General features: G+C 64.4%; 12 protein-coding genes. 3 read left to right on the top strand and 9 right to left on the bottom strand.

Translation table 11 applies throughout. From position 1 onward, the window contains the following. Positions 1-311: 311 nt before the first annotated feature. The 5 genes from WS95_RS30670 to WS95_RS30690 form a co-directional block, all read right to left on the bottom strand. Positions 312-1,037, bottom strand: a complete 726-nt coding sequence (locus tag WS95_RS30670) for an OmpW/AlkL family protein (RefSeq protein ID WP_059827835.1) — start codon at positions 1,035-1,037, stop codon at positions 312-314. Between the two features lie 215 nt (positions 1,038-1,252). Beyond that, positions 1,253-3,214: an acyl-CoA synthetase gene (locus WS95_RS30675; protein ID WP_059827837.1), complete on the bottom strand. Its 1,962-nt coding sequence runs from the start codon at positions 3,212-3,214 to the stop codon at positions 1,253-1,255. Continuing rightward, positions 3,211-4,167: a fumarylacetoacetate hydrolase family protein gene (locus tag WS95_RS30680; RefSeq protein WP_059827839.1), complete on the bottom strand. Its 957-nt coding sequence runs from the start codon at positions 4,165-4,167 to the stop codon at positions 3,211-3,213. Before WS95_RS30680 ends, WS95_RS30675 begins: the two co-directional genes overlap by 4 nt. A gap of 36 nt (positions 4,168-4,203) precedes the next feature. After that, positions 4,204-5,274 carry a VOC family protein gene (locus WS95_RS30685; RefSeq protein WP_059827841.1) on the bottom strand — a complete coding sequence of 357 codons (1,071 nt, stop codon included), beginning with the start codon at positions 5,272-5,274 and terminating at the stop codon, positions 4,204-4,206. 7 nt (positions 5,275-5,281) lie between these two features. Then, entirely contained in the window at positions 5,282-6,976 is a 1,695-nt protein-coding gene (locus WS95_RS30690) for a bifunctional 3-(3-hydroxy-phenyl)propionate/3-hydroxycinnamic acid hydroxylase (RefSeq protein ID WP_059827843.1), read from the bottom strand. Positions 6,977-7,106: 130 nt separating this feature from the next. Between WS95_RS30690 and WS95_RS30695 the strand changes: the two genes are divergently transcribed. From WS95_RS30695 to WS95_RS30705, 3 genes are all read left to right on the top strand, one after another. After that, positions 7,107-7,877 (top strand): TetR/AcrR family transcriptional regulator, encoded by a 771-nt coding sequence (locus WS95_RS30695; RefSeq protein ID WP_059827845.1) that lies wholly within the window; start codon positions 7,107-7,109, stop codon positions 7,875-7,877. A 183-nt stretch (positions 7,878-8,060) separates the two neighbouring features. Then, the gene (locus WS95_RS30700; RefSeq protein WP_034205764.1) at positions 8,061-8,678 is read left to right on the top strand and encodes a LysE family translocator; all 618 of its coding nucleotides are present in this window, start codon (positions 8,061-8,063) and stop codon (positions 8,676-8,678) included. A gap of 110 nt (positions 8,679-8,788) precedes the next feature. Further along, positions 8,789-9,037: a hypothetical protein gene (locus WS95_RS30705; protein ID WP_034205765.1), complete on the top strand. Its 249-nt coding sequence runs from the start codon at positions 8,789-8,791 to the stop codon at positions 9,035-9,037. Positions 9,038-9,168: 131 nt separating this feature from the next. On the opposite strand, the gene WS95_RS30710 is transcribed toward WS95_RS30705, so the two are convergent. The 4 genes from WS95_RS30710 to WS95_RS30725 form a co-directional block, all read right to left on the bottom strand. After that, a complete protein-coding gene (locus tag WS95_RS30710) occupies positions 9,169-10,527 on the bottom strand; it encodes an MFS transporter (RefSeq protein WP_059827847.1) in 1,359 nt (452 codons plus the stop codon). A gap of 192 nt (positions 10,528-10,719) precedes the next feature. Beyond that, entirely contained in the window at positions 10,720-11,106 is a 387-nt protein-coding gene (gene pcaC / locus WS95_RS30715; protein WP_034206288.1) for a 4-carboxymuconolactone decarboxylase, read from the bottom strand. Positions 11,107-11,116: 10 nt separating this feature from the next. Then, on the bottom strand, positions 11,117-11,902 hold the full coding sequence (gene pcaD / locus WS95_RS30720; protein ID WP_059827849.1) for a 3-oxoadipate enol-lactonase: 786 nt from the start codon (positions 11,900-11,902) through the stop codon (positions 11,117-11,119). Beyond that, complete coding sequence (locus tag WS95_RS30725) at positions 11,902-13,275, bottom strand: 3-carboxy-cis,cis-muconate cycloisomerase (protein WP_059827851.1); 1,374 nt, start codon at positions 13,273-13,275, stop codon at positions 11,902-11,904. Before WS95_RS30725 ends, pcaD begins: the two co-directional genes overlap by 1 nt. Positions 13,276-13,301 lie beyond the last annotated feature (26 nt).

Below are 13,301 nucleotides of genomic sequence, written 5' to 3' on the forward strand. Positions count from 1 at the left end.
TTGGTCGCCGCGATCGGTAACCAGGCGCCCCACATGGGCCGGCCACAACATTTATTGACATTAAACTCAATATTGATAATTTTGTCATTTATGTCGATAGAGCGCGTGCTCGAACGTTTCCTAACGTCGGTGTCATATTCATCTTTCGGGTTAGCAATCCTCAACATTCCGATCGCACTCGACGCATGTCGCGAGCAAGGATCACGAAACTGCGGTCGGGCCATGCGACGCTGAAACTCGACGGCGATCGTCACGTCGCCGCGCTGGGCGGCGACTGCAACATGCGTGCGACGTGTCCTGGCTAATGCGGTTCAGAAGCGGTATCCGACCGACAGGAACGTCACGATCGGATTGACCCGGAATTTGCTGGTGCTCGTGACCGTGCCGACGGATGACCGGGTAGTGAGCGTGGCGCGTGTCGATACCCACGAATACGCCACCGACGCATTGATCGACCAGTGAGAATCGATGTTGTAGGTCAGGCCGCCGTTGACGACGGGCGCAAAGGAATGACTGAGCGACACGGATGTCGGTCCCTCGAGCGCGGTCCCGACGGTCGGCGAGAAATAGATCTGGCCGGTGGAAACGGGATTGCTGAGCTTGATGTTGCTGAACCACGTGTAGGTGACGCCGGCACCCAGATACGGCCTGAACCGTGCATTCGGTTGGCCGATGTAGTAGTTGAAGATGATCGCCGGACTCCAGGCCCGCGCGGTCCCCAACTCGCCGAAGCCGCTGAGCGTACCTGCGCCGTTCAAGTGCCATGTCGGCGGAAAACCCATGACCGTCGTCGCCGCGATATGGTCGGTCAGGAAGTACGTTGCGGTCACTCCGAACGTATCGCTGCTTGCGATCTCCCCACCGCTGCCGGTCATCACTTGTGACTGGCCGAGCGCATTGACGGTCAGCGGATCCGCCGCCCCCTGCGGCGCAAAATGGGACCAGCCGGCATTGACCACCCACTGACCGGCTGATTGGGCATGCGCGCCAGAGATGGCCGCGACCAGTACGACGGTTCCTGCGCTGATCCGTTTCATGTTTGTCTCCAGATTTTGGTGTTGGTGTTCAAGAATCGTGAAACCTGTCTTCATCCTCGTGCGCCAGGCATGACTTTCGGGCTGGTCCTGCGCTTATGACACACGAGGCCAAAAGCATCGGGTGCTGCTTCGTCAAGAAAAATCCCTTTCTTCATTAACTTCGAATTCCTAAGTTATTTGCTTACTTCAACCCCAAACGTTCCAAGAATCGACAATCAGTGATGTTCGGGTTCGACAGAAGTCGAAAAGGCAAACGGGAAGCGGCCCATCACCGTATTGACCTTCGCAATCTGCGCGTAATCGCTCAGCGCCACATGCAGGGTGAGCCCGCGCGACGGGTCGTCCACCATGCTCACCCGCGCACCCTCGACGCCGGCATCCTTCAGCGCGGAGACCAGCGCGTCGAACGTCTCCCATCGTTTGAGTTCGGGCTTGAAGATCTTGCCGACCGCCGTAAGCGGCATCGCATCGACGATATGAATCCGCTTCGGTATCGCGGCGCGCTCGCCGATCATGCTGCGTATGAACGTGTCGAGCTCCGTCTCGGTTGCCGTTGCGCCGGCTTTCAACTGCACGTATGCGACTGGCAGCTCGCCAGCATGCACGTCGGGACGTCCGATTGCCGCAGCGATTTGCACTGCCGGGTGGCGGTGCAGCGGTTCTTCGATCGTCGCCGGATCGATATTGTGACCTCCCCGGATGATGAGCTCCTTGCGGCGGCCCGTGAGCCAGAAGTAGCCTTGGGCATCGCGTCGCGCGAGATCCCCGGTGTTGAGCCACTGCCGGCCGTCGCCGAGATCGAGCCACAGGCTCTTGTTCTGATCTTCCTGAAGATAGCCCGCGAACACGTTCGGCCCGGAAATCGTCAGCACACCGACTTCGTTCTCGACGCAATCGCGCACGTAGCGGCCGGCGTCGTCGAGTATCACCGCCTTCATCATTTGGCCGGGGATGCGCAAGCCGATCGAACCGAGACGCCGTTCGCCGCCTGGCGGATTGACGCTGCTTACGCATGCGCCCTCGGTGAGCCCGTAGCCTTCGAGGATCCGGACCCCGGTGCGATCCTGGAACAGGCGAAATACTTCCACGGGCATCGGCGCGGCACCGCAAAGTCCATATTCCAGCGAGTCGATGTTCCGGCCGTCGACGGGCACGTCGAGCAACGCCGAATACAAGGTCGGCACCGCGCTGAAGAAATTGATCCTGTGGTGCTCGACGATTTCCCAGAATCGTTTGACGACGCCGTCGCCGCGATAGCCCTGTGGCGTACCCAGCACCACATGTGCGCCGCGCGAGAACGGCACCAGGCCGGTTGCCAGCACGGCATTGACATGGAACAGCGGCAGTCCGCAGAACACGGTCTTCCCCGGGCCCATCCCGGCGCCGACGACCTGCCCGACGCTCCAGGCATTGGCCACCTCGTTGCCGTGCCGGCGAATCGCGATTTTCGGCAATCCCGTCGTGCCGCCCGTACAGAAGTAAGACGATATGTCGTCGGCTTCAAAACGCCGTGGGCTCAGCAGCGAATCGCCGGATTCACGCGACATCGCACTGTCGAAGTCATGGATCTCGACGTGGCGCGGAACGGCACCGCGCACGCCCGCGCGCCCGTGCAACCGTTTGCATTCGCGACGCTGCATCGCGCGGGCGGCAATTCGGCGCCACCCCCGCACACGCTCGGCCAGATCGATCAGGACGAGGCTTTGCAGCGATGGCACCTCGCTCAGGATGGGCTGGATCTTCGACCAGATATCCGTTCCCGGAAAAGGCGCCAGCGTCACCAGCACCTTTGCGTTTGCGGCCTTGAGCAGCGATGCGATCGCCGGCCCCTCCAGCAACGGATTGATCGCGCACACGATCCCGGCCGCTTCGCCTCCCCAGATGACGAAATGCGTTTCCGGCAAATTCGGCAGCACGTAGGCGACCACCGAGTGGCGATCGATACCGAGGCGTGAAAACATGTTCGCGGCGCGGGTGATATCCCGCAGAAGCGCCGCATAGTTCCAGCGCAATGGCTTGCGATGATCGTCGGCGCGCAGGAAAAATGACAAGGCCGGCGCGGTCGGGTCGATCGCCGCACCACGGCCGATCATCTCGTAAGTGCTGGCCGGGAGGTCGGCGGGCGGCCCCTGGTTTTCGATCCGAAGCACGTCCGCTTCGGTTGCGATGGCGTTCATGCGAGCTCGTTCACGATTCGGTTGCGTTGCACACCGAGGTCGATTGCCCCGTCCCTGCTCCGGATCCGCGACTCGACCAGATCCCCGGCCTTCAGGTACTGCGGGCGCGCGGCCTGAACCTTCGCGAAGATCCGCCACTTCATGTGCTCCGGCAGCAACGCGGCAACCCGTTGCTTCGCCGGCGACGGAATGCTGAGCGCGCATCCGGACGGCGTGCCCGTTGCAAGCAAGTCACCGGCGTTCAGATCCTGAACACCCGAAAGCTCCGTGAGCGTTTCGGCCGGACCATACACGAGGTTCGCGGTCGAATCGCTCTGGCGCACTTCCCCGTTCACGGTCAGCGTCAGTGTCAGCGCGCGCAGCCGCGCGATATCGCTTGAATCCAGCAGGCACAGATACGGCCCCACGGGCCCGAACGTCCGATAGCTTTTTCCCTTGTAAAACTGCATTTGAGGAATCTGGATATCGCGTGCGGAATAGTCGTTGACGATCACGAGGCCCGCCACGTACTCGTGCAGGTTCGTGTCCGTGATGGCTTGCCGGGACGTGATATCGCGGCGAAGCACGAGCCCCAGTTCGATCTCGTAGTCCAGAAACCGCACATGTTGCGGCCGGATGACGTCGGAATCGGCGGCGACGATGCAGCTCGTCGCCTTCGTGAAGATCATGTTGAACGACTTCGCATCCGGATTCATGCCGGACTCGATCATGTGCTGGCGATAGTTGGCGCCCTGACAAACGAACCGTTGATTGCGCGTGACCGGCGACAGCCACTCGACGTCCGATTCGCGAATCGTTTCTCCGTCGAGCGCGGCGAGGTCATCGATCCGATGTGCTCGCACGAATTCGCCGGTCGTCGGGTAGTCGCCCGGTATCGGCGTGATCCGGTGGTGCCTCACCACGCCCCATTGGGCGCGCCCCTGATGCCGGTAGTGCAAGACGTGCAATGCCATGAAGATGCCTCGAACAGGTCTGAGTGAAGATGAAGGTCACGCAAACAGCTTCGCGAGCGTGCGCAGCTTCGCAAACGTGACGTCCGGACTGGCCCGGAGATTTCGGATCAGCGATGCGATGCTTGCGGCGGTGATCTTCGGTTTGGTGAAGCTGCGCGGCATCCGCGGGCCCCACTGCGACATCGCTTCACGGCTGACTTCGTGGATGCCCGTCGCCACGTCCGCCGTGAACATGTCCCCATCGCAATAGTGTTCGTGCTTGTCGCCCCAAGGGTCCTGCCAATAGTCGAAGACCTGGCTGCCGAGAATGTGACGACCCATCCCCCATGCGTGCGTCCATCCTTTTTCGCTCAACACACGCTGCCCGATCCCGACGGCGTCCGCGTCCACCAGCTCGAATGCCGAGTGGCTGTAAAGCGCTGCGAATCCCTGTGCCAATGCCAGGGTATGGTGATCCGTGGGGGTCGCCCCGCGATCGAGCCGCAAGAACGCGACGGCGGGCGATCCATCCGGCAACACCTGAACGTCGCTCGGGATGAAACCGAAGTGAGACGTGTACCACGCGCAAGTCGCCTGGAAATCGGCGAGTTCGAGCACGACATGACCGAGGCGAATCACTTCCGGCGCCGCCAGCGGCGCACGCTGGGTATCGTTCACGCGAACGATGGAATCGGGCGAGTTGAACGCTAACGCCGACCGGTGCGGCAGGGCGCCGGCCCGCGCTTGTCCCGCGACCGCGTCGACACGAAAACCCGACGGATCGACGAGCGTGACGCGATGGCCGCCTCCGGGCCACGGCGACGGCTCCACGTCCGACGCGCCCGGCACGTCGGCAAGCTTTCGCAGTGCGTCGATACCGTCAACTTCAAGCCCGAAGCCGACGAAACGATTTTTTTCAGCCTGCCGGATGACATAGCAGAACGGTGTGGCGGCCGTGCCTCGGAGAAACAGATATTCGCCGTCACGGGATACCGTTCGCAGGCCGAAATCGTTGAGAAATCGTTCGGCCCGTTCGAGATCGGGACGCTCGAACATCAAATAGGAAAGTGCCCGAGCCTTCGTCGTCGGCTGGGGACTCCGTGCGGGTTGTGCAGTCGTGAGCTTCATGGGGGCCTCAGGAAATCGGCTGGGCAATGTGATCGGACAGCGACGACAACGAGGTGCGTGCACCAAGCAATCGCAGGGATTCGAGAACCAGACGGGTCGAGTCGGCCACCGGGCCTTCGTGCAGGACCGTTTTGTCCGGCCGAATCACGGCCGCCCAGCCAAACCGCACGACACCCGGCATGAATGTACCGTCCAGGTCCTCCCATCCGTCGTCCTCGATGCGATGAAGGCGCTGCCCGCGGTGCACGACCTGCACCACGACACCGCCCGCCGCGATCAGCGCGGCTCGCGCGCCGGCGTCGAGTTCGACGCCTGGATCCCGTCCGAATCCGATCAGCGCGAGACCACTACCGAACACGTCGTCGCTCAGGCGGATCGTCCCATCGTGCCTGCGCAGCCATCCCTGCGGCAGGGCTGCGCCGCGCACGAGCCGCGTGGACGAATGGCCGGGGACGAACAGACCGCTCCGGAACGCATTCTTCGGCTTGATCCCGAGTTCGTCGAAGTGATTCCGTAGCGGCGGAACGAGCCGCGTCAATCGCATCAGACCATGCGTAAACAACGCGATCCCGGCGTTTCGCGGCATCACGAGCTTGCCCATGAATTTCGCGACGCCGATCATCGCCTTGGCGTGCGGTCGTCGTTCCTGATCGTAGGAATCCAGGATTTTCGGGATTGCGTGGCCTTTGACGACCCACGCCAGTTTCCAGCCGAGATTCGCGGCATCGCGCAGGCCGGCGACGAGCCCCTGGCCAACGAACGGCGGAGTGATATGGGCGGCGTCACCCGCGAGAAAAACGCGCCCTTTGCTGAACGTCGTGACGGTTCGGGCATGAAAACGGTACACGGCCTTGCGTTCGATCACCATGTCCTCGATGTCGCCCCACGGCGCGAGCAGTTCGCGGATGCGTTCGTCGGATTCCATTTCTTCTCGCGTCTCGTCGGGATGGAGCATGAACTCCCAACGCTCGCGCCCCCCGGGTGCGGTCATATGAGGCGTTGGCCGCCGATGGTCACAGATGAACTCGACATGGTCGATGGGTCGGCGCACGTTTCGCGCGTCGACGATCAACCAGTCCTCCGCGAACGTCTTGCCCTTGAAATCCTGTCCGATCAGCTGGCGCACGATCGAGCTGGCGCCGTCGGCACCGACGACGTAGCGGGCGCGCACGACGTGCCGTGCGCCCGGCCCGCTGTCGAGCGTGGCGGCGACGTAATCGGCGTGCTCGTCGAGCGAGACGAGCGTCACACCGAGCGCCATTCGGGCCGTGCGGTGCGCGGCTAGTCGCGAACGCAAGCATCGCTCCAGGTCCGGTTGATAGAACGTCACGAGCTTCGGATGGCCATCGATGCTCCCCAGCGTATTGATGCGCCCGAACTCTCCGAACCAGGGAGAGCGCATCCGGACGTACGGGATCGCCACCGTATCGAGGTCGGCTTCGTTCACCCCGATGTACTGCAGGATGCGAAGCGCGTCGTTGTCGAGCGCGATCGCACGTGGCGCCATGAAGATCTCCGCTGCCCTGTCGACGACAAGCACGCGCACGCCGTCCCGGCCAAGAAGCGCACCGATCGCCGCGCCGACGGGACCGCAGCCCACCACGAGCACGTCTACATCCGACGGCAAGTCGCGGCCGCCCGAAGAGCTCATGCCGTCGTTGCCTTCATGGACGCCCGGCTCGCACGTCAGGTTTGTCTCCACCACCGTTCCATCTCCAGTTCTTGAGACTGGCCACTGCCGGCCGCCTTTATGACATTGAAATCATAATTGATGATTTTGTCAATTTTGACGTTCGAACGTATACTCAAACACCGAATCCATACGCACGCCGATGCCCAACACTTCTTCCCGTCGCACCAGAACACCGTCGCCGGCCGTCTTCTCGAACGGGCAAGGGCCGTCGAGCCCTGAGGTTCGCGAGCCTCGAGGCGCGCGCCGAAAGCGCGAGACGCGGGCGCGCCTGCTGGATGCCGCCTTTGTACTCATGGCGCAAAAGGGGATGGAAGGCGTCGCGATCAATGAAATTACGGAAGCCGCGGACGTGGGGTTCGGGTCGTTCTACAACCACTTCGAATCGAAAGAAGCGATTCATGCCGCGGTTTTGGAAATCGTGTTCGAGGAGTTCGCGGATACCCTGGACCGCATCGCAGGCAACCTCACCGACCCCGCCGAGATCATTTCTGTATCGCTGCGCCATACGTTGCTGCGAGCCAGAAGTGAGCCGGTTTGGGGACAATTTCTCCTCCGCGAAGGGTTGTCCATGCGAGCGCTCAGCCGCGGCCTCGGACCCAGGTTGTTGAGGGATATTCAGAAAGGCATCCTCGCGGGGAGATTCTCGGCAAGTGACCCGCTGATGAGCGTGATCACGGTCGGGGGTGCGGTACTGACCGCCATTGCGATCGAGCTCCGATTCGATGCGGACGAGAAGCCGGTTACCGACATGTTGAACATGATCGGGTACAGTCAGAACGGCTTTGCCGAGCGCGCAGCTTCATCCCTGTTGCAGACCTTGGGTGTGCCGCAAACTGAAGCGATAGAGATTGCGAATCGCCCATTGCCGCCCGCTGGGACATCTGAGCCCAACGAATCGCAAGAACGTTAGCGGCCTATCGTTCGCCTGTGATAGGCAGAACCCTGCCGGGTACCCGCGTAGCACTGACGGTCGCCGTCACGCACTCGCACGTCTCCGTACCGGCATTCGTCAAGCCAACTGTACCGGTACTGTACAGAAAACCGTCGCTAAACTGATCTCCATCCCAGCCTCGAACCGAATGGAGAATCCGCGATGGAATTCCTCACCCTCAGCGCGTTGCCCGCCGGCATGCTGTTCGCGCTCGTCACGTCGATCACGCCCGGCCCCAACAACACGATGCTGCTCGCGTCCGGCGTCAACTTCGGTTTCCGCCGCACGATGCCGCACCTGTTCGGCATCAGCATCGGCGTCGCGATCCTGATGCTCTGCGTCGGCTTCGGCCTCGGCGAAGCGTTCAAGCGCCTGCCGCTGCTGTACACGATCCTCGAAGCCGCGAGCGTCGCGTACCTGTTGTATCTCGCCTGGCGGATCGGTACGTCCGGCGAAGTGAAGGCGCACGGCGCCAAGCCGCGCCCGATGACGTTCATCGAAGCCGCCGCATTCCAGTGGGTCAACCCGAAGGCGTGGATGATGGTGCTGACCGCCGCGACGACGATCCGCCTGTCCGCCGACTACGGAATGAACGCCGCCTGGATGTCCGTCGTGTTCATCCTGATCGGCTTCCCGTGCATCTGCCTTTGGGCCGCGTTCGGCCTCGGCCTGCGGCGCTTCCTGTCGAATCCCCGCGCGCTGCGCATCTTCAACGTGACGATGGCCGTGCTGCTGATCCTGTCGCTGTACCCGCTCGTCGCGCACCTGCTGCCGCGCTGAGCCCTCGCAAGCCCGCCCGTTGAGCTTCACGTGAGGCAGGCGTACCCTTTCGGTACGGGCGCGTGCAACCGCTTCGGCGGTTGCACCGCCGCTCTGCATGGAGATTGCCGATGAAGCCAATGCTGAGAACGGGCGAGTACATCGAAGGAATGCACTGGATCGCCGAGTATCACCCGCTCACGCACGATATTCGCGTGCTGCGCGAGAACATCGAAGTCGGCACGTACTGCGCGCCGCCGACGCTGTTCGGCGACGAGGAAGAAATGGGCGCCGCGAACCACGACGATCATCGCGGCCGGGAAGCCGCGTTGCGCGCGTACCTGCGCAACTTCGTCAAGGAGCACGACGCGGAGGAGTAACGGTGCGACGGCCGGAATGTCGACGGGCCGCGAACGCGGCCCGGTCTATCGTCGTACGCCGGTCGATCGGCATGCGAGCGGCCTGAATCGATCAGGCTGGGGGCCGGTGCATCGCCCGGCCCGAACGTCGCTCAATGCCCGAGCGACTCGATCTTGCCCGCCGGCTGCGCAACGCCGTGCGGCCGCGCCATCTGCTTGATCAGCAGCGCGACGCACGCGAGCACGCCCGCGACGGCGATCGTCGCGAACACCCCTGCGAACGAGAAGTGCCGGCGCGTCAGTTCGGCGACGAGGAACGACCCGGCGATCCCGCCGAACCGGCCGACGCCGAGCATCCACGCGACACCCGTGCCGCGCCCTTCGGTCGGATAGAACGCGGCGGCCAGCGCCGGCATCGACGACTGCGCGGTGTTCATCAGCACGCCGGCCACGAACACGATCAGCACCAGCAGCCCGACGTTGCCGGCCGCCTGCCCGATCGCATACACGCTCACCGCCGTCAGCGCGTAGCACACGGCGATCACGCGATTCGCGTTGAAGCGGTCCATCAGCACACCGCACAGCACGGCGCCCACCCCACCGAGCGGGAACAGCGCCGAGATCAGCGTCGCGCTCTTCGGCGTCAGGCCCGCATCCTTCAGCAAGATCGGCATCCAGTTGATCGACGCGTAGAAGATCACGAGCCCCATGAAGTAGGCAAGCCACAGCATCACCGAGCCGACGATGTACGAGCGCGACAGCACGACGCCGAGGCCCTTGCCGCCGGTCTGCGGCGCGGCTTCGGTCAACGCGAACGAGCCGGCGTTCAGCGCGTCGCGCGAGATGTGCGCGAGCGTCACGCGGATCCTGTCGATGCCCTGGCCATTCGCGACCATGAAGCGCACCGATTCCGGCATCTTCAGCAGCAACAACACGCCGAGCAGCAGCGGCGTCACGCCGCCGAGCACCAGCACGCTGCGCCAGCCGAAATGCGGAATCATCCACGCGGCCAGGAAACCGCCGAACGCGGCGCCGAGCGGAAAGCCGCAGAACATCAGGTTGATCACGGTCGCGCGGCGCTTGTCCGGGCAGAATTCGCCCATCATCGTGACCGCGTTCGGCATCGCGGCGCCGAGCCCGACGCCGGTGACGAAACGCAGGATCGTCAGGTGTCCGATCGTGTTCGAGAACGCGGACATCAGGCACGCGGCGCCGAACAGGAACACCGAGCCGAGCAGCAGCGAGCGGCGGCCGAGCCGGTCGGACAGCGGGCCGGACACGAGCGCACCGCACGCGAGGCCGAACAGTGCGGCGCTGAGCACGGGCGCGAGATCGGGCTTGGTCAGGTTCCATTCGCCGAGCAACGACGGCGCGATGAAGCCGATCGCGGCCGTATCGAAGCCGTCGAGCAGCACGATCACGAAACACATGAGGAAAACGAGCCATTGAAAGCCGCCGAACGGCTGCTCGTTGATGAAGGTCTGGACATCGACCACGGGTGCGCGATTCATCGCTTGTCTCCTTGTCGGCCGAAACGCGCGCGTCGGCGCCTTCCGGTCCCATGCAACGTTGATATATGCAACAAGCGCGGCCTCGTGGCCGCGCCTTTCCTTCGTTCACGCACCGATTCGCTGCCGGTGCGTTCTTCATCGACGACGGCCCGCCAACCTCGGCGGGCCGCCCGATCGGATCACCGCCGGCCTTTAACCGGCTGCATCTTGCTCCTTGAAGATCTTGTCCGCGAGATGGAACGCGGAATTCGCGGCCGGCACGCCGCAATAGATCGCGGTCTGCAGCAGCACTTCCTTGATCTCGTCGCGCGTCACGCCGTTGTTGCGCGCAGCACGCAGGTGCAGCGCCAGTTCCTCGCCGCGGTTCAACGCCACCATCATCGCGATGGTCAACAGGCTGCGCGTATGGCGCGGCAGCCCGTCGCGGGTCCAGATCTCGCCCCACGCATAACGCGTGATCAGGTTCTGGAATTCGTCGGTCACCTCGGTGCGGTTCTCGAGCGAACGGTCGACGTGCGCGTCGCCGAGCACGGCGCGACGCACCTTCATCCCTGCTTCGTAACGTTCCTGGTCATCCATCGCCGGCACCTCACGCAATCAGGAAATCGAGCAGCGCGCGGTTGAAACCGGCGGTGCATTCGATGTTCGAAATGTGCGCGGCGTCGAATTCGACGTGCAGCGCACCGGGAATCGCGGCGGCAAGCGCGCGGCCCTGCTCGGGCGGCGTCGACATGTCGTTCGCGCCGGTCACGACGAGCACCGGCAACGCGATGCCCTTCACTTCCTCGCGCAGATCGGCCGCGTTCAGCGCGTCGCAGTTGGCCGCGTAGCCGTCCTTGTCGGTATGCACGAAGGTGTCGCGGATCGCATCGAACAGGCGCGGCTCGCGTTCGACGAATGCGTCGGTGAACCAGCGCGGCAGCACGGCGTCGGCGAGCGCGGCCATGCCCTCGGCGCGCGCCTTCTGCGCACGCGGCGCCCACACTTCCGGCGAGCCGATCTTCGCGGCGGTATTCGACAGCACCGCGCGCACGATGCGCGACGGGTAGCGTGCGGCCAGCGCGGCGCCGGTCAGCCCGCCCATCGAGATGCCGCAGAAATGCGCGCACTCGATACCGACGTGGTCGAGCAGGCCGATCACGTCGCCCGCCAGTTGCTCGATCGTGTACGAACCGGCCGGCGCGTCGGAGTGGCCGTGACCGCGAGTGTCGTAGCGCAGGATGTTGAAGTGCTGGGCAAGCGGGCGGATCTGCGGCGCCCACATCTGCAGGTCGGCGCCGAGCGAATTCGAGAAGACGAGCCACGGCGCGTCGTCGCGTGCGGCACGGTCGATCCGGTAATGCAGTGTCACGCCGTTGACAGTGGCGAAAGGCATCAATGTTCTCCTGGTTGTTTCGCACCCGCATGCAGCGCGAGCACGGCATCGACATAGGCCTGCGCCTCGCCGACGTAATGTGCGGGATCGAGCAGCCGCGCGAGCGCGTCGCGCGACAGATGGGCCGACACGGTCGCATCGGCGGCGAGCACGTCGAACAGCGTCGCCCCGGTGCGCACGGCTTCCTTCGACGCGTGCTCGACGACGTGGTGCGCATCGAGCCGGCCGATGCGGTCGCCGAGCGCGAGCATCACGGCTTCGCCGAGGATCAGCCCGTGCGTGCGGTCGAGGTTCGCGGCGAGGCGCTCCGTATTCACGTCGAGGCCCGCGACGATCTGCGCGATCTGCGCGAGCGCGCCGCCCGTCAGGCGCGCGAGATCGGGCAACGCATCCCATTCGGCCTGCCAGCCGCCGAGTGCGCGCTCGTGCTCCTGCACCATCCCCGCGAACACGGTCGCAACGAGGCTCGGCGCGCGCACGGCGGCCGTCAGCACGGCCGCGCAGCCGACCGGGTTGCGCTTGTGCGGCATCGTCGACGAACCGCCCTTGCCGGCGGCAGCCGGTTCGCCGAGCTCGCCGACTTCGGTCTGCATCTGCAGCGACACGTCGCGCGCGATCTTGCCGAGCGTACCGATCAGCATCCCGAAGCACGACGCGGCTTCCGCGATGCGGTCGCGCTGCGTATGCCACGGCACGGCCGGCAACGCGAGCTTCAGGTCGGCCGCGAGCGCGGCGCTCACGCCGGCTGCGTGTTCGCGCAGGCTCGCGAGCGTGCCGGCGGCGCCGCCGAACTGCAGCACGAGCACACGTTCGCGCAACTCGGCAAAACGCGCGCGATGGCGCAGCAGCGCATCGAGCCATTGGGCGAATTTGAGGCCGAGCGTAATGGGCAGCGCCTGCTGCAGCCACGTGCGGCCGATCATCGGCGTCGCGCGATGGGCGCGCGCGAGCGCCGCGAGCGACGCACAGGCTTCGTCGAGCATCGGTTCGAACGCGTCGAGCGTGTCGCGCAACTGCAGCACGGTCGCGGTATCGATGATGTCCTGGCTCGTCGCGCCCCAGTGGACGAACTTCGCGGCCTCGGGGTCGTCGGCCTTTACTTGCGCGGTGAGTTGCTTGACGAGCGGAATCGCGAGATTGCCGCCGAGCGCCGCGCCGTGCGCGAGCGCGTCGGCGTCGAGCCGGCCGGCGTCGCACGCGCGTTCGATCGGCGCGACCGCGGCGGCGGGAATCACCTGCTGCGCGGCAAGCGCGCGGGCGAGCGCGGCCTCGACGTCGAGCATTCGCTGGATCGTCGCGCGGGGCGACCAGATCCGGTTGAGCGGCTCGGTGCCGCAGATCAGGGAGGTCAGGCGGGCGCTGTCTTCGAGCATGGCATCGGAATGGGGAAACGGCGTGC

It is taken from the genome of Burkholderia sp. MSMB1826 (assembly GCF_001526325.1).
In the GTDB taxonomy this organism is placed as follows: domain Bacteria; phylum Pseudomonadota; class Gammaproteobacteria; order Burkholderiales; family Burkholderiaceae; genus Burkholderia.

Excerpts from the sequence above, each read along its gene's own strand:
- WS95_RS30710 (WP_059827847.1), bottom strand. The coding sequence starts at position 10,527 with ATGAATCGCGCACCCGTGGTCGATGTCCAGACCTTCATCAACGAGCAG.
- pcaD (WP_059827849.1), bottom strand. The coding sequence starts at position 11,902 with ATGCCTTTCGCCACTGTCAACGGCGTGACACTGCATTACCGGATCGAC.
- WS95_RS30670 (WP_059827835.1), bottom strand. The coding sequence starts at position 1,037 with ATGAAACGGATCAGCGCAGGAACCGTCGTACTGGTCGCGGCCATCTCT.
- WS95_RS30685 (WP_059827841.1), bottom strand. The coding sequence starts at position 5,274 with ATGAAGCTCACGACTGCACAACCCGCACGGAGTCCCCAGCCGACGACG.
- WS95_RS30700 (WP_034205764.1), top strand. The coding sequence starts at position 8,061 with ATGGAATTCCTCACCCTCAGCGCGTTGCCCGCCGGCATGCTGTTCGCG.
- WS95_RS30705 (WP_034205765.1), top strand. The coding sequence starts at position 8,789 with ATGAAGCCAATGCTGAGAACGGGCGAGTACATCGAAGGAATGCACTGG.
- WS95_RS30680 (WP_059827839.1), bottom strand. The coding sequence starts at position 4,167 with ATGGCATTGCACGTCTTGCACTACCGGCATCAGGGGCGCGCCCAATGG.
- WS95_RS30675 (WP_059827837.1), bottom strand. The coding sequence starts at position 3,214 with ATGAACGCCATCGCAACCGAAGCGGACGTGCTTCGGATCGAAAACCAG.
- WS95_RS30725 (WP_059827851.1), bottom strand. The coding sequence starts at position 13,275 with ATGCTCGAAGACAGCGCCCGCCTGACCTCCCTGATCTGCGGCACCGAG.
- WS95_RS30695 (WP_059827845.1), top strand. The coding sequence starts at position 7,107 with ATGCCCAACACTTCTTCCCGTCGCACCAGAACACCGTCGCCGGCCGTC.
- pcaC (WP_034206288.1), bottom strand. The coding sequence starts at position 11,106 with ATGGATGACCAGGAACGTTACGAAGCAGGGATGAAGGTGCGTCGCGCC.